The 18,525-nt window shown below is 64.1% G+C and carries 17 protein-coding genes; 7 read left to right on the forward strand and 10 right to left on the reverse strand.

The window, feature by feature from the left end:
• The first annotated feature begins 59 nt into the window (after positions 1–59).
• Positions 60–1,616: an acyl CoA:acetate/3-ketoacid CoA transferase gene (locus D6Z43_RS17625; RefSeq protein ID WP_120653383.1), complete on the forward strand. Its 1,557-nt coding sequence runs from the start codon at positions 60–62 to the stop codon at positions 1,614–1,616.
• Positions 1,617–1,741: 125 nt separating this feature from the next.
• Positions 1,742–3,001 (forward strand): OprD family porin, encoded by a 1,260-nt coding sequence (locus D6Z43_RS17630; RefSeq protein ID WP_120653384.1) that lies wholly within the window; start codon positions 1,742–1,744, stop codon positions 2,999–3,001.
• Positions 3,002–3,048: 47 nt separating this feature from the next.
• On the opposite strand, the gene speB is transcribed toward D6Z43_RS17630, so the two are convergent.
• Together speB and D6Z43_RS17640 are read right to left on the reverse strand one after the other, a co-directional pair.
• Complete coding sequence (gene speB, locus D6Z43_RS17635) at positions 3,049–4,011, reverse strand: agmatinase (protein WP_120653385.1); 963 nt, start codon at positions 4,009–4,011, stop codon at positions 3,049–3,051.
• Positions 4,012–4,076: 65 nt separating this feature from the next.
• A complete protein-coding gene (locus D6Z43_RS17640; RefSeq protein WP_120653386.1) occupies positions 4,077–5,159 on the reverse strand; it encodes a polyamine ABC transporter substrate-binding protein in 1,083 nt (360 codons plus the stop codon).
• A 110-nt stretch (positions 5,160–5,269) separates the two neighbouring features.
• Here D6Z43_RS17640 and D6Z43_RS17645 point away from each other — a divergent pair, with 110 nt between their 5' ends.
• Positions 5,270–6,169, forward strand: coding sequence for a LysR family transcriptional regulator (locus D6Z43_RS17645; protein WP_120655297.1), 900 nt, complete (start codon positions 5,270–5,272; stop codon positions 6,167–6,169).
• Positions 6,170–6,365: 196 nt separating this feature from the next.
• On the opposite strand, the gene D6Z43_RS17650 is transcribed toward D6Z43_RS17645, so the two are convergent.
• The 4 genes from D6Z43_RS17650 to D6Z43_RS17665 form a co-directional block, all read right to left on the reverse strand.
• Positions 6,366–7,718, reverse strand: coding sequence for a glutamine synthetase family protein (locus tag D6Z43_RS17650; RefSeq protein WP_120653387.1), 1,353 nt, complete (start codon positions 7,716–7,718; stop codon positions 6,366–6,368).
• Positions 7,719–7,743: 25 nt separating this feature from the next.
• The gene (locus tag D6Z43_RS17655) at positions 7,744–8,301 is read right to left on the reverse strand and encodes a helix-turn-helix domain-containing protein (protein ID WP_174235587.1); all 558 of its coding nucleotides are present in this window, start codon (positions 8,299–8,301) and stop codon (positions 7,744–7,746) included.
• A gap of 79 nt (positions 8,302–8,380) precedes the next feature.
• The gene (locus D6Z43_RS17660) at positions 8,381–9,670 is read right to left on the reverse strand and encodes an FAD-binding oxidoreductase (RefSeq protein ID WP_120653389.1); all 1,290 of its coding nucleotides are present in this window, start codon (positions 9,668–9,670) and stop codon (positions 8,381–8,383) included.
• 172 nt (positions 9,671–9,842) lie between these two features.
• Positions 9,843–10,748 (reverse strand): LysR family transcriptional regulator, encoded by a 906-nt coding sequence (locus D6Z43_RS17665; protein WP_120653390.1) that lies wholly within the window; start codon positions 10,746–10,748, stop codon positions 9,843–9,845.
• Between the two features lie 119 nt (positions 10,749–10,867).
• On the opposite strand from D6Z43_RS17665, the gene dkgB reads away from it, so the two are divergent.
• Both dkgB and D6Z43_RS17675 read left to right on the forward strand, forming a co-directional pair.
• Positions 10,868–11,668: a 2,5-didehydrogluconate reductase DkgB gene (gene dkgB, locus D6Z43_RS17670; protein ID WP_120653391.1), complete on the forward strand. Its 801-nt coding sequence runs from the start codon at positions 10,868–10,870 to the stop codon at positions 11,666–11,668.
• Between the two features lie 132 nt (positions 11,669–11,800).
• Entirely contained in the window at positions 11,801–12,361 is a 561-nt protein-coding gene (locus tag D6Z43_RS17675) for a tetratricopeptide repeat protein (protein WP_120653392.1), read from the forward strand.
• 155 nt (positions 12,362–12,516) lie between these two features.
• Here D6Z43_RS17675 and D6Z43_RS17680 read toward each other — a convergent pair whose 3' ends face one another.
• Both D6Z43_RS17680 and D6Z43_RS17685 read right to left on the reverse strand, forming a co-directional pair.
• Complete coding sequence (locus D6Z43_RS17680) at positions 12,517–14,655, reverse strand: TonB-dependent receptor (protein ID WP_371924232.1); 2,139 nt, start codon at positions 14,653–14,655, stop codon at positions 12,517–12,519.
• A 70-nt stretch (positions 14,656–14,725) separates the two neighbouring features.
• Positions 14,726–15,685, reverse strand: a complete 960-nt coding sequence (locus D6Z43_RS17685; protein WP_120653394.1) for an AraC family transcriptional regulator — start codon at positions 15,683–15,685, stop codon at positions 14,726–14,728.
• Between the two features lie 136 nt (positions 15,686–15,821).
• On the opposite strand from D6Z43_RS17685, the gene D6Z43_RS17690 reads away from it, so the two are divergent.
• Entirely contained in the window at positions 15,822–16,694 is an 873-nt protein-coding gene (locus tag D6Z43_RS17690; protein ID WP_120653395.1) for an NmrA family NAD(P)-binding protein, read from the forward strand.
• A gap of 54 nt (positions 16,695–16,748) precedes the next feature.
• Here D6Z43_RS17690 and D6Z43_RS17695 read toward each other — a convergent pair whose 3' ends face one another.
• Positions 16,749–17,006, reverse strand: coding sequence for a DUF2790 domain-containing protein (locus D6Z43_RS17695; RefSeq protein WP_120653396.1), 258 nt, complete (start codon positions 17,004–17,006; stop codon positions 16,749–16,751).
• A 223-nt stretch (positions 17,007–17,229) separates the two neighbouring features.
• Here D6Z43_RS17695 and D6Z43_RS17700 point away from each other — a divergent pair, with 223 nt between their 5' ends.
• Positions 17,230–17,961 (forward strand): tellurite resistance TerB family protein, encoded by a 732-nt coding sequence (locus D6Z43_RS17700; protein ID WP_120653397.1) that lies wholly within the window; start codon positions 17,230–17,232, stop codon positions 17,959–17,961.
• On the opposite strand, the gene D6Z43_RS17705 is transcribed toward D6Z43_RS17700, so the two are convergent.
• Positions 17,958–18,410: a YMGG-like glycine zipper-containing protein gene (locus tag D6Z43_RS17705; RefSeq protein ID WP_120653398.1), complete on the reverse strand. Its 453-nt coding sequence runs from the start codon at positions 18,408–18,410 to the stop codon at positions 17,958–17,960. The genes D6Z43_RS17700 and D6Z43_RS17705 overlap by 4 nt on opposite strands.
• Positions 18,411–18,525 lie beyond the last annotated feature (115 nt).

The following is an 18,525-nucleotide window of genomic DNA, read 5'->3' on the forward strand; positions in this document are numbered from 1 at the left end:
AGCGAATGAACTCGCTCCTACAAAGAGCACCATCCGTTTTCAATCGCTCGAGGAACACCATGAGCAAAGTGATGAGCGCCGCCGAGGCGGTGGCCAAGATTCCGGATAACGCCAACCTGGCCACCGGGGGCTTCGTCGGTATCGGTTTCGCCGAGGAAATCGCCATTGCCCTGGAGCAGCGCTTCGCCGCCTCGCAGGCGCCACAGGGCCTGACCCTGGTGTATGCGGCCGGGCAAGGCGACGGCAAGAGTCGTGGCCTCAACCACCTGGCCCATGAAGGCCTGGTGCGACGGGTGATCGGCGGCCACTGGGGCCTGGTGCCGGGCCTGCAGAAGCTCGCCGTGGAAAATCGCATAGAGGCCTACAACCTGCCCCAGGGGGTGATCTCGCAATTGTTCCGCGACATCGCCGCGGGCAAGCCCGGGCAGCTTTCCAGGGTCGGCCTGGGTACCTTTGTCGACCCGGATTTCGGTGGCGGCAAGCTCAATGCGCGGACTACCGAGGAACTGGTCCGGCGCATGCCCATCGAGGGCGAGGACTACCTGTTCTACAAGGCCTTCCCGATTAACGTGGGAGTGATCCGCGCCACCAGCGCCGACGAAGACGGCAACCTCTCCATGGAGCGCGAAGCGCTGACCATCGAGAGCCTCGCCATCGCCATGGCCGCGCACAATTCCGGCGGGCTGGTGATCGCCCAGGTGGAGCGCGTGGTTTCGCGCGGCTCGCTCAACCCACGCGACGTGAAGATTCCCGGCATCCTGGTGGATTGCGTCGTGGTCGCCCAACCGGACAACCACCAGCAGACCTTCGCCACCCACTACAACCCGGCTTTCGCCGCCGAGGTGCGCGTACCGATGAACAGCCTGGCGCCCATGCCGCTCGACCTGCGCAAGCTGATCGCCCGCCGTGCGGCACTGGAGCTGTCTCCGAACGCGGTGGTCAACCTGGGCATCGGCATGCCCGAAGGTGTGGCGGCAGTCGCCGCCGAGGAAGGCGTGATCGACCTGCTGACGCTGACCGCCGAACCCGGCGTGATCGGTGGCGTACCGGCCTCGGGCCTGGACTTCGGTGCCGCGAGCAATCACAGCGCACTGATCGACCAGCCCTACCAGTTCGACTTCTACGATGGTGGTGGCCTGGACATCACCTTCCTCGGCCTCGCCCAGGCCGACGCCGAGGGCAACCTCAACGTCTCGCGTTTCGGCACCCGCCTGGCCGGTGCTGGTGGCTTCATCAACATCAGTCAGAACGCCAAGGCAGTGGTCTTCGTCGGCACGTTCAGTGCTGGGGCGCAGGACATCCGCATCGAGAACGGCGAGCTGCGCATCGTGCAGGACGGCGAGATGCGCAAGTTCGTCAACGAGGTGGAGCACCGCACCTTCGCCGGCAAGCTCGCCGCCGAGTCAGGCAAGCCGGTGCTCTACGTCACCGAGCGCTGCGTGTTCCGCCTGACGACCGAAGGCCTGGAGTTGGTCGAGATCGCCCCTGGCGTGGACCTGGAGCGGGACATCCTGGCCCGCATGGATTTCCGACCCATCGTGCGCGAACCGAAGCGGATGGATGCGCGGCTGTTCCGCGAGGGGCGTATCGGGCTGCGTGAGCTGATCGCCCCGTAAAGATTGTGCGTGATCACGCGGGCCCGTCCTGGGTCCGCGTCTTTTTTTCAGTCTCTTCCGCCTTCGGCGTTTCGCGCCGGAGCGGGTATCGCTGTGCCTGAACAACAACAAGAAGAGGAAAACACATGGATCGCAACACACTCAGCCTCGCTCTCTGCGGCGTAACTGCCCTGACCTTCTGCGGCCCGGCCACCGCCGACTTCATCAAGGACTCCAAGGCCAGCCTTGAGCTGCGCAACTTCTACTTCAACCGCGACTTCCGCCAGGACGGCGCCGCCCAGAGCAAGGCCGAGGAATGGGCGCAGGGCTTCCTGCTGCGCTATGAGTCCGGCTTCACCGAAGGCACCGTCGGCGTGGGCATGGATGCTCTCGGGCTGCTGGGGGTGAAGCTCGACTCCAGCCCGGACCGCACCGGCACCGGCCTGCTGAAGTCCGACCGCGAACGGCCCAATCGCGCCCAGGATGAGTACGGCGAACTGGGCCTGACCGCCAAGCTGCGCGTCTCGCAGAGCACCCTCAAGGCCGGCACCCTGCTACCCAAGCTGCCGGTGGCGCTGTACAACGACAGCCGCCTGCTGCCGCAGACCTTCCGGGGTGCCTGGGCGAACTCGGCGGAAGTGGAAAACCTCAGCCTCGACCTCGGCCGTTTCGACCGCATCAACCTGCGCAATTCGTCTGATAACGAAGAAATGGCCGTGTTCAACGGCGGCAACCGCAACATTGTCCTGGGCCGGACAAAAACCAGCGACCAATTCGACTTCGCCGGTGCGACCTACAAGTGGACGCCCAACCTCAGCAGCGCTTACCACTACGGCGGCCTCGACGGCATCTACAAGCAGCACTACCTGACCCTGAACCACCTGCTGCCCATCGCCGATGGCCAGTCACTGAAGAGCGATATCCGCTGGGCGCACAGCACCGACGATGGTGGCAGCAATGTGGATAACGATGCCTTTGGCGCGATGTTCACCTACGCATTGGGTGGCCACGCATTCGGCCTGGGCTACCAGCGCATGAGCGGCGACACCGGTTTTGCCAACATCAACGGCACCGACGCCTACCTGGTGAACCTGGTGCAGATCAACGACTTCGGCAACGAAGACGAGCGCTCCTGGCAGGCCCGCTACGACTACAATTTCGCGGCCCTGGGCATCCCCGGCCTGACCTTCATGACCCGCTACCTGTCGGGCGACAACGTCGACCTGCGCGGCGCGTCCGGTGAAGGCAAGGAGTGGGAACGCAATACCGACATCGCCTACGTGGTGCAGAGCGGACCGCTGAAGAACCTCGGCGTGAAGTGGCGCAACGCGACCACCCGCAGCAACTTCGGCAGCGATATCGACGAGAACCGGCTGATCCTGAGCTACACGCTGGCGTTGTGGTGAGTCTCGAACTGCCCCCTCTCCCAAAGGGAGAGGGGGAAAAGCACCAGCTACCTCATCCCCAACTTATGCCGCGCCGCGTACAGACAGACCATTTCCATCGCCAGGGTCGCGCCGGCCAGGGCGGTGACTTCGGCGTTGTCGTAGGGCGGCGCGACTTCCACCACATCCATCCCCACCAGGTTGATGCCGCGTAGGCCGCGGAGTATTTCCAGCGCCTGGTGGCTCGACAGGCCGCCACAAACCGGCGTACCCGTGCCAGGGGCGAAGGCGGGATCGAGGCAGTCGATATCGAAGGTCAGGTAAACAGGGTTGTCCCCTACCCGTGCGCGGATACGCTCGGCGATCTGCTCGGGGGTATGGCGATGCACCTCACGCGCATCCAGCACCTGGAAGCCCATCACATCGTCGTTGGTGGTGCGCAGACCCACCTGCACCGACCGCGACGGGTCCACCAGACCCTCGCGGGCAGCGTGATAGAACATGGTGCCGTGGTCGATGCGCTTCACTTCTTCGTCCGGCCAAGTGTCGCTGTGGGCGTCGAAGTGGATCAGCGACAGTGGACCATGCTTGGCCGCATGGGCTTTCAGCAGCGGGTAGCTGATGAAGTGGTCGCCCCCCAGGGTGAGCATCGCCGCGCCGGATTCGAGGATGCGCGCGGCATGGGCCTGGATGATCTCCGGCGTGCCCTGTGGGGTGCCGTGGTCGAAGGGGCAGTCGCCGTAGTCGATCACCGCCAGGTGGTCGAAGGGATCGAACTCCCAGGGGTAATGCCGGGCCCAGGCCATCTGCACCGAGGCGGCGCGAATGGCACGCGGCCCGAAGCGACTGCCGGGGCGGTTGGTGGTGGCGGTGTCGAAAGGCACCCCGCTCACCACCAGGTCGACGCCGCGCAGGTCACGACTGTAGCGGCGGCGCATGAAGCTGGTGATGCCGGCATAGGTGGATTCGGCAGCGGTGCCATAGAGGCTGTCGCGGGTCATGGCCTGGTCGTTGTCGAAGGCGTGGTCCATTTCATCGGTCTCCAATGCCCCTCTCGCTTTGGGAAAGGGGCGGGCTGAGGGTGGTTGAAGGCGACTCAGTACTGAGTGCGGAACGAAGTCCAAAGGCGGGTGCGGGCGCGCTGGTCCTTGAGCGACTGGATCTGCTCGCCGAACAGGCGATCACGCACATCCTTGCTCGGGTAGATGTCCGGGTCGCCGGCCACCTCCGGTGTAAGCAGCGGATTGGCAGCCTGGTTGGCGTTGGCGAAGAACTGGCTGTTGGTCAGTTCGGCGATGGCTTCGGGACGCAGCATGTAGTCGATGAAGGCGTGGGCGGCCTCGGGGTGCGGTGCGTCGACCGGGATGACCATGGTGTCGAACCAGATCAGCGTGCCTTCACGGGGGATGCGGTAGATCACCTCGAAGGGCATCTGCGCCTGCCGCGCCTGGTCGGCGGCGATGGCGGCATCGCCGTTGTAGGTCAGTGCCAGGCAGATCTCGCCTTTGGCCAGGTCGTTGATGTGCTTGCCGGAGCCGACGTAGCGCACGTTGGGCTGCAACTGCGCGAACAGCTCCTGGACGGCTTTCAGGTCAGCCTTGTCGGTACTGTAGGGGGCCTTGCCGAGGTAATGCAGGGCGATGCTGATCACTTCCTGCGGTGAGTCGATCACGGCGATGCCGCAGTCGTTCAACCGGCTGGCGTACTCGGGCTTGAACAGCAGGTCGAGGCTGTTCACTGGCGCATCAGGAATGCGCTTTTCCACCGCTTCCTTGTTGATGCCCAACCCCACGGTGCCCCAGGTGTAGGGCACGCCGAAGCGATTATCCGGATCGACGGCGGCCAGTTTGGCCAGCAGCTCGGGGTCGAGGTTGGCGAAGTTCTTCAGCTGTTCGCGCTGTACCGGCTGCACGGCCTTGGCCTGGATGGCACGGGCCAGGCCGCTGCTGGCGGGGAAGACCACATCGTAGCCGCTGCCACCGGTCAGCAGCTTGGCGTCGAGGGCTTCCGCACTGTCGAAGATGTCGTATTTGACGTCGATGCCGCTTTCGTCCTTGAAGCCTTGCAGGGCCTTTTCCGGAATGTAGGCAGACCAGCTGTAGAGGTTCAGCGTCTTGTCTTCGGCATGCACCGGCAAGGCACAGGCGAACAGGGCGGCAAGCAACAAGGGACAACGCATGATGGGCTCCTGGGGGATTGCAGGTGGGGCCATGCTGCGCCGGGCTTTGCTTTGGATAAATATGAAGTGTTCTACTTTGGCATCTACACCCATCAATGTTTGGTGCCGCCATGCTCAGCCAGCTCCATGACCTCGACCTGCAACTGCTGCGCATCTTCGTCACGGTGGTGGAAAGCGGCGGCTTCAGCGCCGCCCAAGGCGAACTGGGTATCGGCCAGTCCACCATCAGCACGCAAATGGCCAAGTTGGAGACACGACTGGGCTTTCGTCTTTGCGAACGCGGCAAGGCGGGCTTTCGCCTGACCCCCAAGGGCGAGCAGGTGCTCGCTGCCACGCGCAAGCTGTTCGGCGCCATCGAGACTTTCAAGGGAGAGGCGCGGGGCATGTCCGGCCTGCTTCTGGGCGAGCTGCGCATCGGTCTATCCGAAGCCCTCGACAGCCAGGTGCTACAACACCTGGGAGATGCCATCGGGCGCTTCCGTCAGCGCAACCAGGCCGTGCAGTTCGAGCTGATCAGTGCCATGCCGGCCGAGCTGGAGCGGCGCCTGCTACAAGACCAGTTGCACCTGGCGATCGGCTACTTCTCGGGCACCCAGGCGGCGCTGGACTACCAGCCGCTGTTCAGCGAGCAGCAACGGTTGTTCTGTGGTGTCGGGCACCCGCTGTTTGGACGTGGGCAGGTCAGTCTCGACGACTTGGCCGACTGCGACCTGGTGCATCACCCGTACCGTTTTGAAGAAGCGCGGCAGCCCTTCCAGAGCGGCCCGAGCAGTGCGCGCACCGAACAGGTGGAGTGCAGCCTGGCGTTCATCCTGTCAGGCGCACATATCGGCTACCTGCCAGAACACATCGCCGCGCCGTGGGAGGCTAACGGGCAACTCAGGGCGTTGCTGCCGGAGCAGACTGGCTACCGTGTGCAGTTCCACCTCAGCAGCCATCGCGGCCGCCAGCCTAGCGAAGCGCAGGTGGCGTTCGTGGAGGATCTGGTCGAGGCGTTCGGGGATGTGTAGGAGCGAGCGCTTGTGGGGGTGAATTCATTCGCAAGGCAGGGCGCGGCCCTGCCCTTGTAGGAGCGAATTCATTCGCGAAACGGGCGAGCACCGAGCAGGCCGGTGAACGCCCTTTCCCCCGCCCGTTCTCCCGGAAGGCGAGGGGTGGCTCTCGGACCACTCTCGTCCAGATCGGCTGGCAAAAGGACCCAGGCGATCACATATACCAGCGATATTCCCGCGCGCTGACCTCGTTCATGAAGTCCAGGTACTCCTGGCGTTTGTTCTCGCAGTAAACCATCACGAACTCGCTGCCCAGGCCTTCGTTTACCGCAGGGTGGCTGCGCATGGCGGCGACGGCGGTGAGCATGTCCTTGGGGAAGTCGATGCCGCTTTCGCGGTCTTCGTTGAGCGGCGCGATCGGCTCGCGGGCGGCATCCAGGCCGTGTTCCATGCCGGAGAGGATGGCGGCCAGCACCAGGTAGGGGTTGGCGTCGGCACCGGCCAGGCGGTGTTCGATGCGCAGGTTTCGGCCGTCGGATTCGGGGATGCGGATGCACGCATCGCGGTCCTCGAAGCCCCAGCTGGCGCGGCTGGCGGCATTGACCATGGCACCGTAGCGGCGGAAGGCGTTGTGGTTGGCAGCGAAGATCGGCATGCAGTGCGGCAGCAGGTCGAGGCAACCGGCCACGGCGTGGCGCAGCGGGCGCTGGTCGTTGGCGGCGAGCAGGTTGTTGCCGTCCCGGTCGTAGAGGCTCACATGCACGTGCATGCCGCTGCCCGGTGCATTCAGGTAGGGCTTGCTCATGAAGCTGGCGCGCTGGCCATGCTTGAGCGCAACACCACGGGTACTGCGGCAGAAGAGAGCGGCCCAATCGGCGGCCTTGAGACCGTCATCGCAATGGCCGAAGTTGATTTCGAACTGGCCCGGGCCGAGTTCGGCGGTGATGACGTTGGCGGCAACGCCTTGCTCGTTGGCGGCGTCGACCATCTCATGCAGCACGCTAGAGAAACGCGACAGGCGCTCGATGTGCATGTTCGGCTGGTCGTCCTCGTCCTCGCAGAGCGGATCGCGGGGGAATTGCGGCAGACCGTCCTGGAGCTTGCGATCGAACAGGTAGAACTCCAGTTCGAAAGCCACCACCGGGCGGATTCCGCGCTTTTCCAGTCGCTGCAGTACCCGCGCCAGCACCTCGCGCGGTTCGAACTCGATGGGGGCCTCAGTACCGTCGGAAGTGATGAGCATCTGCCCCAGCGGCTCCTTTTCCCAGCGCACTGGCTTCAGCGTGCCGGGCACCAGGCGACGCGGTGCGTCCGGGTCGCCGTCTGCGAAACAGTAGTCGCCAATCGGGTAGAGCCCACCCTGGGTGCCCAGCAGAACGCAGTTCTGCGGCACCTTGAGCGGGCTGCCAGCGGCAACTTTCTCCACCATTTCCACGGGGTAGCGCTTGCCGTAGAAGTGGCCGGGAATGTCCAGGCAGATCAGGTCGATATAGCGGACCTCCGGGTACTGGGCACGGAAGGCGCGCACTTCGCTGAGCAGGTCGGGGTACTGGTTTGTTGTTGTCATCACTGCTGTCCTGCGAGCGGGGGCTTCAGGTGAAGACCCACAAGACTCGCGTCGGTTTGTCGGAAAGATTGGCGTAGCGGAACTGGGCATGGGGCGGCAGCTGGAAGCTGTCGTTGGGGTAAAGGGTCACGGGCTTGGTGTCATCGTCGTACCAGACCGTCAGCTCCCCTTCGAGGACGAAACCGCCCTGCTCGGAACTGTCGTCCAGGTGACCCTCGCCGCTGGTGGCACCGGGTGCCAGGTGACTCTCCAGCATGGAAAAGCCGCCGGACATGGTGGGCGAGGCCAGCACGTCGGTAATGCCACCGGCGTAATAAAGCGTGCGACGTTCGCCCGGGCGGGTGACCCAGGGCGTCTCGCGTGGCTTGCTCAGGTTGTAGAAGTAAGTCGTGGGCACGCCCAGCGCTTCGCTGATGGCGGTAAGGTCGGCAACTGTCGGGCGCGACAGCCCACGCTCCACCTGGGAAAGGAACCCCACCGAGCGATCGATGCGCGTGGCGAGGTCCCCCAGGGTCACGTTCTTGTGCTTGCGCAGGTCACGAATCAGGATCGCGAGGCTTTCGATTTCGTCTTGCTTGTCCAATGGTGTCTCCTTGAGTCCCCCCTCTCCCGCGGGTGGGAGAGGGGCCGGGGGAGAGGGCATCGTCCCCCGCACAGAGCACTTAAATTACATCGCGCAGCCGGTAATAGGCCTTGCCGGCCGCTTCCAGCGGCGCGGCCAGCAGCGAGCCGCCCGGAAAGCGCGGGTTGCCGATGGCCTGGTAGAGGTCGATCAGGTCGTCATTGCCGAGGATGGCGTCGCTCACCGCCTTGGCGCCGGCCAGGGTCGGCAGGATTCCGTGACCGGAGAAGCCCTGCAGCCAATAGCGCGAGCCTTCGCGACCGATGTCCGGGGTGCGCTTCATGCTGACGTCGATGTGGCCGCCCCAGCCGAATTCGATTTCCACGCCCTTGAGCTGCGGGAATACGCGCTCCAGATATGGACGCGTGGCCGCCGGCACATCCTTGGGCAGGCCGCCCAGGTAGGTGCAGCCGCCGCCGAACAACAGTCGGTGGTCAGGGGTAAGGCGGAAGTAGTCAGGCACGAACTGGTTGTCGATCGCGCAACTGTTCTTCGGCAGCAGCGAGCGCGCCAGTTCCGGGTCCAGCGGCGCGGTCGCCACCTGGTAGGAACCTACCGGCAGCAGGCGGCTGGAAAGCTGGCGGTCGAGGCGGTCGACGTAGGCGTTGCAGGCCATCACCAGGATGCTTCCGCGCACTTCGCCCTGCGCGGTACGGGCCACATAGCCGGAAGGCGTTTCACGGTATTCCAGCACCCGGCTCTGCTCATAGATGCGCCCGCCGCGGGCTTCGATGGCGGCGGCCAGGCCCTGGGCCAACTTGAGTGGATTGAGGTGGGCAGCTTCCGGGTCGTACAGCGCCGCCTGGTAACGCGGGCTGTCGATCCACTCGGACAGTTCGTCGCGGCGGATCAGGCGCATCCGGTCGTAGCCCCATTTATGGATGGCGTCTTCCTGGGCCTCTTCGAGGAGTTTCACCCGACGTTCCATCACGGCGGTCCAGAGGCTGCCGACGCGGTAATCCACATCGAACCCGTGGCGGACCGGCAGCTCACGCATCTCGCCTGCGGCCCAGCGCATGCTGTCCCACAACCGACGGGTACGCTCCAGACCCAGTGCCTTTTCCAGCGGCGGCATATCGCAGGACCAGCCCAGCAATGCCTGCCCGCCATTGCGCCCGGAGGCCGCCCAGGCCACGCGGCTGGCTTCCAGCAGGGTTACGCGCTTGCCGGCCTCGGCAAGACGCAGGGCGGTATGCAGCCCGCTGAAACCGGCCCCGATGATCAGGACATCGGTCTCCTCGCTACCGGCCTGGCTCGGACGCAGGGGAATGCTGCCTGGGTAGGTGCGGGCGTAGTAGGTGCCGACATGCTGGGCGGACTGCTTGAACATGGGTGCCTCGTGAAATTTTTATCTGTAGATTTCATGAAAATCTACAGAAAAATATTCACTCAGCCAAGCAATTTGTTTGAAATAAACAACACAAGATCCGAGAAGCCGCACAAATAACAGCTATCTCAGGGTAGAGGTGATTGAAATTACGGACAGACGTGCATGATTCAGCCTACTGCTGCGTCCACACCTGCGCCTTCAGGCACTCCGCTACGTAATCGAGAAAGCAGGTGATGCGAGAGGCCAGCGCGGTATTGCGGTAGTAGACGGCATTGATCGGCTGGCGCACTTCCAACGTCTCGCGTACCAGCACCTGCACCAGGCTGCCGTCCGCGCGGTCGGCCTGGGTCATGAAATCGGAGAGACACACGATGCCGGCACCGGACAGGGCCAACTGGCGTAGCGTTTCGCCGCTGGAAGCCTTGATCGCAGGCTCGATCGGCAACTCGTCACCCAAGGTGTTGCGCAGGGGCCAGAGGTTGAGGGTTTCCGGCTGGGTGAAACCGATCAGACTGCGCTGCTGCAACGCTTCGACATCCTTCGGCGTGCCATGAACCTTGAGGTAGGCGGGGCTGGCCAGCACACGGATGCGGCTGCTGCCAAGCGGGCGGGCGTGGAGGGTGGAATCGCGCAGGGTGCCGATGCGAATGGCGATATCAGTGCGATGCTCGATCAGGTCGATGATCTGGTCGCTGCTGTGTAGTTCCAGTTCGATCTCCGGGTAGCGCTCACGAAAACCCGCAACCAGCGGCACCAGCACATGCAGCATGAATGGCGAAGCGGCATTGACCCGCAGCCGTCCCGCTGGCTTCTGCCGGCGCAGGGCCATCTGCTCTTCGGCCTCCTCCACCTGGGCGAGAATGCGCCGCGCCTGGCACAGGAACGCCTCGCCTTCCTCCGTCAGTTCCAGGCGCCGCGTGGTGCGGCGCAGCAGCGTGACATCGAGCTTTTCCTCCAACCGGCTCAGGGCGCGACTTACGCCCGAGGCGGTCTGCGCCAGTTGCTCGGCGGCGGCGGTGATCGAGCCGGTATCGACCACGGTGGCAAAGGCTTGCAGCTCGTCCAGGGTAGTTTTCATTCGTGACTCCCAAGCAAATATCTTTGGCTTGATACTCGGTTTTTTCGCATGAGTCGAGCGGCGACACTGTGCGCCATCCGCCCTTTCTCGGGCATGTTCGACTGAACTGGAGATTCCTCATGAGCATTCCCGCACTCGGCCTCGGCACGTTCCGCCTCAAGGAACAGCAGGTGATCGATTCGGTCAGCAATGGACTGGAACTGGGCTACCGCCACATCGACACCGCACAGATCTATGGCAACGAAACCGACGTTGGCCTGGCCATCGCCGAAAGCGGTGTGCCGCGTGACGAATTGTTCGTCACCACCAAGGTCTGGACGGAGAACCTCACCGCCGCCCGTTTGATCCCCAGCCTGGAAGAGAGCCTGGCCAAGCTGCGCCTGGAGCGGCTGGACCTGGCGCTGATCCACTGGCCCAGCCCCGCCGATGCCATTCCGGTGGCCGAGTACATGGGCGCCCTGGCCGAAGCCAGGGCACGCGGCCTGACGCTGCAGATCGGCATCTCCAACTTCACCCTCTCGCACATGCAGCAGGCTATCGACGCAGTTGGCAAGGAAGCTATCGCCACCAACCAGGTGGAAATCCATCCCTTCCTGCAGAACCGCAAGGTCGTGGAGTTCGCCCGCAGCCAGGGTATCCACCTCACCGCCTACATGCCGCTGGCCTACGGCAAGGTCATGCACGACCCGGTGATCCGGGGCATCGCCACCGCCCACGACGCCACGCCGGCCCAGGTCGCCCTGGCCTGGCTGCTGCAGCAGGGCTTCGCGGTGATTCCCTCCTCCACCCGCCGCGATAACCTGGCCAGCAACCTGCGGGCCCAGGAGCTTGTGCTGACCGAAACTGAAATGGCGGCGATCGCGACACTGGATCGCGGCGAGCGTCTGGCCGCGCCGGACTTCGCCCCGAACTGGGATTGAGCGAGACGGCGAGGGCCGCTGCGCGGGCCTTTCGCGAATGAATTCGCTCCCACCATCCAGGCAAACGGGCGAGTGACGGGGCCGCCGGATGCAACTACCCTCCTCCCTGATCTGCCAGGGAGAACTCCACCCATGTCCATCCAACGCGCCTTGCCGCGACTCGTCTGCATCGCCGCACTGGCCCTGCTGGGTGCATGCACCCAGCAACAGCAGCAACCACCCGCCACGCCGCCAGCCGGCCAGCCGCAGGCACCAGCCACCCCGCCGCAGGACCAACAGGCCAGCGAATTCGAAAGGCTCAAGCAACAGGCCGGACGTGGTGACCCTGACGCGCAGTACCAGCTCGGCAGCCTGTTCTTCGTCGGCAAGCCGCAGAAGGACCTCAAGCAGGCCGAGTACTGGTGGAAGCAAGCGGCCGACAAGGGGCATTCCCAGTCGGCCTTCAGCCTCGCCTTTCTCTACACCGGACGCGCCGACCCCGCCTTCGCCGATCAACGTGCCATGCACAAGTACCTCAGCCAGGCCTCTGCCGCCGGCAATGCCATGGCGCAGCACGTGCTGGGCAGCATGTACGCCCAGGGCGCCGAAGGTCTGAAACAGGACCCCAATCAGGCCCGCGCGCTATTCCAGAGCGCGTGCGACAAACAGTACCCACCGAGCTGCGAAGCGTTGAAGAAGCTGCAAGCGAATTGAGTCGATCTTGTAGGGGCGATTTCAATCGCCAAGCAGGTCGAAGACCTGCCCTGTAGGAGCGAATTCATTCGCGAAAGGGATTGGCACCGAGCCAACCTGCGTCCCCACAAGCAAAAACGCCCGGCATTAGCCGGGCGCTTTCATTCACTGCGCGATCAGAACCGGTAGTTGGCGCTGACCTCCAGGGTACGAGGTGCGCCGGGGGTGATCAGGTCCACCGAGCCATGGGCCGAGGCGTAGTAGTCGCGGTCGAACACGTTGTGCAGACGCAGCGCCATGTCCCATTGCGGCAGGTTGTAGAGCAGCGCCGCATCGAAGGTCGTGTAGCTGGGCATCACGACCTTGTTGTCCAGTGCGGTGTAGCGGTCATCCACGTAGTTGGCGCCCATGCCGAGACGCCATTCCGGGGTCAGCGAGCGCACCACCCAGAGGTTGGCGCTGTTGCGCGGCGTCAGGGTCGGTACCTGGCCTTCGTTGGGCACGCCGTTGGTCTTGTTGGTGGACTTGGTGATCTCCGCGTCCAGGTAAGCGTAGCCGCCGTAGACATTCCACTTCTCGGTGATCTGGCCGCTGAAGGTGGCTTCGAAACCATCGGTGCGCTGCTCACCGGCAAGCACCGTCAGGTTGGTGGTCGGGTCGGTGGTTTTCATGTTGGTGCGCTCGAGGCGGAACACCGCTGCGGTGACCGAGAGGCGGTTGTCGAGCAGGTCCCACTTGGCGCCCACCTCGTAGTTGGTGGTTTCTTCAGGCTCCAGGTGCTGGTTGCTCGGCGCCAGGGCAAACACTTCGCCCGACGGCTGATAACCACGGCTCACCGAGGCGTAGTAGGACTGGATCTGATCCGGCTGGAACACAAGGCCGGCACGCGGGCTCCAGGTCTTGTCGGTACGGTCCAGGTCGACGTTGGCCAGGCGATCATCATCATATTCCTGGCCAAAGATGTCGTAGCGTACGCCGAGCAGCGCCTTCCACTGCGAAGTCAGCTCGATCAGGTCCTGCACGTAGAAGCCGGCAGTGTCCTGGAAGTTGGTGCCCTTGGAAGACAGGTTGCTGGCGTGCTCCGGTACCGGAACCAGGGCGTCACGGTAGACCGGAACCTGCGCCACGTTGTTCTGGCTGAATACGCGCTGGTACTTGTCCTGGTGGCCCAGCTCCACACCGTAGAGCAGGCTGTGCTGCATTCCGGCCAGTTGGGCCTGCTGCTTCAGTTCGGTCTGGTTGAACACACCGTACTCATCACGCGCCACGTTTCCACGGTTCAGTTTCACCAGCAGCTCGCCGTTGGGGGCGGTGACGAAACGGGTCGGACTGCTGTCGGCCAGGGTGTTGTTGCGGTCCAGGTCGTAGTGGTAGTAGCGGGTGGTGTTGCTCAACGTCAGCTCGTCGTTGATGCGGTAGTCCAGGCCGGCAGTGAAGGAGAACACTTCACTGCGGGCGTAGTCCTGGTCCGCGTCACCGGAGCCGAAGCGCTTCTCGCGGTCGACGTGTACCGGGCGATCGCCAAGCGCGGGGATACCGAAATCGATCAAGCGCTTGTCGTAGAGGTAGGTGGCGCCCAGGTTGAGCTCCAGGTCATCGGACAGCTTGAAGAAAGCGGACGGCGCAATCGCCTTGCGGTCGATGTAGCCGTCATCGCGGAAGGTGTCGCTGTCTTCGAACGCACCGGTGACGCGGAACGCCTTGTCGCGCTGCTGCTGGTCGCCCCAGCCGGCATCGAACTGGGTGCGACGCTTGCCTTCACTGTCGAAGCTGACACCCAGCTCCCGCTTGGGATCAAAACCGGGCTTCTTGCTCACGCTGTTGATCAGGCCACCGGAAGAACCACGCCCGTAAAGCACGGCAGCCGGGCCCTTGATGACCTCGACGCGTTCGACGTTGGAGAGGTCGCGGAAGTACAGCGCGTCATCACGGATGCCGTCTACGAACATATCGCCAATGGCGCTGAATCCGCGGATGGTGACCTGGTCGCGCTGGCCATCACCGTTGGAAAGACCAATGCCGGGGACGTTCTTCAGCACGTCTTCCATGGACTGGGCGCCCTGGTCCTTGATCACGCTCTCAGGCACCACGTTGACGGTCTGGGGAATGTCACGCAGTGGCGCGTCGATCTTCAGCCCGCTTCGGCTCTCGGTGGCCTTGTAGCTTTGCTGCTCGTAGGCACTGGTCACCGAGGTCGCCGGAATGGCCAGCGCCTCCCCGGTTTCAGCCTGGACAGCGGGAATTACCAGCAGGCCCAGCATCGGCAGAGATGCCGGGGCAATACGCTTTCTAGCCACCAAGAGTTCCTTAGTCATTGTGAAAAAGAACAAATGGTAACAATTAGCATTTGCAAATCAAATGTAAATGATTCGCAGATGGTGAGTTTTATCGATTGATTTTCGTGGCATTCCTTGCAGCACCGGGCGCCATGCCATGGCAGCGCTTGAAGGCGCGACTGAAGGCAGCTTCCGACTGATAGCCCAGGCGCTCGGCCAGGGCCGCGATTGACACGTCCCCTTCCTGCAACCAGCCCAGCGCAAGGTTCATGCGCCAGCGGGTCAGGTATTGCATGGCCGGTTCGCCCACCAGGGCGGTGAAGCGTGCGGCGAAGGCGGAGCGCGACATGGCAGCGACTTCGGCCAGGGACACGAGACTCCAGTCTCGCGCCGGGTCACGGTGAATCAGGCCGATGGCGCGACCGATCTGGCGGTCCTGCAAGGCACCAAGCCAGCCGGTTTGGGCCGCAGGGTCGCGCTCGATCCAGGCACGAATGGCCTGGATCACCAGGATGTCGGCCAGCCGCGTTACCACCGTCTCGCCACCCGGGCGCATGGCTCGTGCCTCGTCGCGCATGAAGCGCAAGGTACCCTGCAGCCAGTCGGCGTGTTCGGCGCTGGTCGCCTCCACGTGCAACAACGGCGGAAGCAGGCGTACCAGTTGCCGCGCCACCGGATGGTCGAAGCGCACTGCCCCGCAGACCAGGCTAACCGGAGCGCCGCCGCCGCCATGGCGAATGATCTCGTAGCGGTCGCTCAGGCACTCTCGCGGCAGATCGAACAACGGCACCGCCGCCACGTTCCTCCCGCTCAGCAGGCTATGGCCCTGACCATGGGGCACCAGCGCCAGGTCGCCCGCGCGCAGTAGCAGCGGTTCGTGCCCGCCCACTTCGAGCCAGCATTCGCCGGATGTCACCACATGGAACATCAGGCAGTCCTCCATCGACGGCAGCCCCAGCCCCCAGGGCGCGGTGAACTCAGATGCGCAATAGAGCGTCCCGCTCATGCGCAGCAGGTGCAGTGCTTCACCCAGGGGATCGTGGGATTGCCAGGGGGTGTTCGGGTCCATGGTGGCTTGCTCATCTCTGGACGATTGATCATGAATCATCGACCCGTGATCATTGTTCGTCCAATGCTCTCGGCTGAGACTTGATCTCAAGCGCTCAGGCATGTGCCGGACAGACAAGCGCGACCAGGAGGACGAGATGATCACGGTAATGGGTGCCACCGGGCACACGGGCAAACGCATCGCCTGGCAACTGCTGAAAGCGGGTCATCCGGTTCGCGCACTGGGACGTTCGGCTGAACGCCTGGCCGAGCTGAAGGATGCCGGGGCCGAAGTGATGGCCGGTGAGCCGAACGATGCGGCTTACCTGACCAAGGCCTTTCATGGCGCCGACGTGGTCTACACCTTGCTGCCCTACGACCCGTCGGTGGCCGATTACATGGCGCAGCAGGCAGATGTGGGTGAAGCCATCGTGAAGGCGATACGCAACAGCGGCGTCCGCCGCGTGGTGGCGCTATCGAGCGTCGGCGCGGAGCTGGCTTCGGGCAACGGTCCGATTGCCAGCATGCATGAGCAGGAAGTGCGCCTGCGCGCGGTGTCGAGCGTCGATGTGCTGATCCTTCGGGCGGGTGTCTTTTTTGAGAACCTGCTGCCGGCGCTGTACATGATCGAGCAGCACGGCCTGGTGGCCGACGGCGTCGACGCGGACGTGCCGGTGCCGATGATCGCCTCGCAGGACATCGCCGATGCAGCCCTCGCCGCGCTGCTCGACCGCGATTGGCACGGAGTACAGGTGCGCGAACTGCTGGGACAGCGGGACATCAGTTATGGCGAGGCCACGCGCATCCTGGGCGAGCACCTGGGTCGGCCGGACCTGCCCTATGTGCAACTGCCCTATGGCGAAATGGCGGGGATGCTGCAGGAAGCGGGGTTCTCGGCAGACCTCGCCGGGCTCTATGCGGAGCTGGCCCAGGGCATCAACGAGCGGCGGGTGAAGTCCCTGGAAGGACGGCGTCCTGAAAACACCACGGCGACGTCATTCGAGGCGTTCGTGGCGGAGATGGTGGTTTAAGTCACCCTGGGGCGATGCTCAGCTGCGCAGCCCTTGGCGACCTGCACGCCTGCGTCAGCTGTTGGCGCAGGCGCTGGACTCCTTCAGGTAGGTCACGGATTTCTCTTCGCCCTGGGAATCGACGTAGGTCATCTTCGCCTGGATGGTCTCGCAGGTCAGTGAGTTGGGCTCGTCTATGGAGATGACACGGGCGACGTCCAGCGGCATGCCGTAGCTGTAGGGCACGGATTCAGCGGATTTCGCGGCGAAGACACTGCCGCTGGCCAGGAAAGCGAGCAGCAAGGTGGTACTGGTGGCGATTGCACGGTTCATGGTGGTTCTCCTGATTTGACTGGAAGGCCCTGACATCGTTGCCGATGCGTGCTCGGCCCATGTGCCAATTCGACTCCAGGCAAGGCGCAGGAAAAAGACGCCTTTGCTGAAAGCGCTTTTCCGCGGCGCGCAACAATCTTCGCCGCCCGACGGTCATGCCCCCGCTTACGACGGGGTCTATCGTTCCCTGACCGGCAAACGGCCAGCAGGAGAGGACCCGGCCATGAACACCAGTGATCTGCTCGAACAACTACTGCGGTCCGGCCAGGCCGGGGCAGCGCAACGGGGCGAAGCAGGAATGTCGTCGCAGGACCCTCTGGGCGGACTCGGCGGTCTGTTGGGCGGTCTCATGGGAGGTGGCGGCGGCGCCAATGCCGGACTGGGAGGCTTGCTCGGCGGCATCCTTGGCGGTGGCCAGGGCGGTGCATCCATGGGTGGTGGCTCGATGGGGAGTGGTGGCGGGCGTGCCGGCGGAATGAACTACGCTGCGCTGGCCTCCCTGGGCATGATGGCCTTTCAGGCGTATCAGTCCTGGCAGCGCCAGCAGTCTTCCGCCCCCCAGCAGGCAATCAGCACGGTGGACCAGCTTTCCGGCGCCGAAGCCGATGACCACAGCCTGGCCATCCTTCGCGCATTGATCGCCGCGGCCAAGGCGGACGGGCGCATCGACGAGCAGGAAAAACAGACCATCTACGCGGAGATTTCCCGGCATACCGACGACCCGCAATTGCAGGAGTGGCTGGACCAGGAAGTGCGCAGCCCGCTGGATGCAGCCGACGTGGCGCAGTCCGCCACGGACCCTGGCATGGCCGCCGAGATGTACCTGGCCAGCGTGATGCTGGTGGATGACCAGCAGGCTGCGGAACGCAGCTACCTGGACGAACTGGCCTATCAGCTGAAACTCGATCCGGACCTGCAGGCCCATCTGGAGCAACAGGCGCGGGGCAATGCCTAAGGCGTAACCTGATAGCCACGCTGCTGCAGGCAGCTCATATAGGCCGACGACGCCGTGCTGCTAGCCTGCTCGTTGGTGCGGCGGTTCTGCCGACGCTCCTGGCGTTGGCGCGAGCCGCCGACTACGGCACCGGCCACGGCGGCGTCCTTGGCTTTCTCTTGCCGGTACTCCTTCTGCAGATCGTCATCGATACGGTCGTAGTCGTTGCTGCGCGCCTGGCCAACGACGGCACCGGCCATCGCCCCCGTGGCGGCACCCCGGACACGACCGCCGCTTGGGTTGGTGTCGGCGGGAGGAGCGGCGCTGCCGGCCTGGGCCTGACAGTTGGCGACGTCCTGCTGGATCTGCTGCTGGGTCTGCCCCTGCAGGGGCACCACGGTTTCGGCGATAGCCGGCAGGCAGATGAATGCGGCGAGCAAGGTCCAGCGACAAGGGGAGAAGGGACTCATGGTGACGAGGCTCCCGAAGGATGTGGGTGGGACCGGTGTAACGCCGGTCGTGTTCCGTTCAGTCTGGGTCGGTACCAGGCACTGCGACAGGGGTGCCGACCAGTGGGCGTCGCAT

Origin of the sequence: Pseudomonas sp. DY-1 (genome assembly GCF_003626975.1) — a bacterium.
In the GTDB taxonomy this organism is placed as follows: Bacteria; Pseudomonadota; Gammaproteobacteria; order Pseudomonadales; family Pseudomonadaceae; genus Metapseudomonas.

Coding starts and splice junctions, on each gene's coding strand:
- D6Z43_RS17630 (WP_120653384.1), top strand. CDS start 1,742: ATGGATCGCAACACACTCAGCCTCGCTCTCTGCGGCGTAACTGCCCTG.
- D6Z43_RS17645 (WP_120655297.1), top strand. CDS start 5,270: ATGCTCAGCCAGCTCCATGACCTCGACCTGCAACTGCTGCGCATCTTC.
- D6Z43_RS17695 (WP_120653396.1), bottom strand. CDS start 17,006: ATGAACCGTGCAATCGCCACCAGTACCACCTTGCTGCTCGCTTTCCTG.
- speB (WP_120653385.1), bottom strand. CDS start 4,011: ATGGACCACGCCTTCGACAACGACCAGGCCATGACCCGCGACAGCCTC.
- dkgB (WP_120653391.1), top strand. CDS start 10,868: ATGAGCATTCCCGCACTCGGCCTCGGCACGTTCCGCCTCAAGGAACAG.
- D6Z43_RS17675 (WP_120653392.1), top strand. CDS start 11,801: ATGTCCATCCAACGCGCCTTGCCGCGACTCGTCTGCATCGCCGCACTG.
- D6Z43_RS17640 (WP_120653386.1), bottom strand. CDS start 5,159: ATGCGTTGTCCCTTGTTGCTTGCCGCCCTGTTCGCCTGTGCCTTGCCG.
- D6Z43_RS17685 (WP_120653394.1), bottom strand. CDS start 15,685: ATGGACCCGAACACCCCCTGGCAATCCCACGATCCCCTGGGTGAAGCA.
- D6Z43_RS17680 (WP_371924232.1), bottom strand. CDS start 14,655: ATGACTAAGGAACTCTTGGTGGCTAGAAAGCGTATTGCCCCGGCATCT.
- D6Z43_RS17660 (WP_120653389.1), bottom strand. CDS start 9,670: ATGTTCAAGCAGTCCGCCCAGCATGTCGGCACCTACTACGCCCGCACC.
- D6Z43_RS17700 (WP_120653397.1), top strand. CDS start 17,230: ATGAACACCAGTGATCTGCTCGAACAACTACTGCGGTCCGGCCAGGCC.
- D6Z43_RS17650 (WP_120653387.1), bottom strand. CDS start 7,718: ATGACAACAACAAACCAGTACCCCGACCTGCTCAGCGAAGTGCGCGCC.
- D6Z43_RS17625 (WP_120653383.1), top strand. CDS start 60: ATGAGCAAAGTGATGAGCGCCGCCGAGGCGGTGGCCAAGATTCCGGAT.
- D6Z43_RS17705 (WP_120653398.1), bottom strand. CDS start 18,410: ATGAGTCCCTTCTCCCCTTGTCGCTGGACCTTGCTCGCCGCATTCATC.
- D6Z43_RS17690 (WP_120653395.1), top strand. CDS start 15,822: ATGATCACGGTAATGGGTGCCACCGGGCACACGGGCAAACGCATCGCC.
- D6Z43_RS17665 (WP_120653390.1), bottom strand. CDS start 10,748: ATGAAAACTACCCTGGACGAGCTGCAAGCCTTTGCCACCGTGGTCGAT.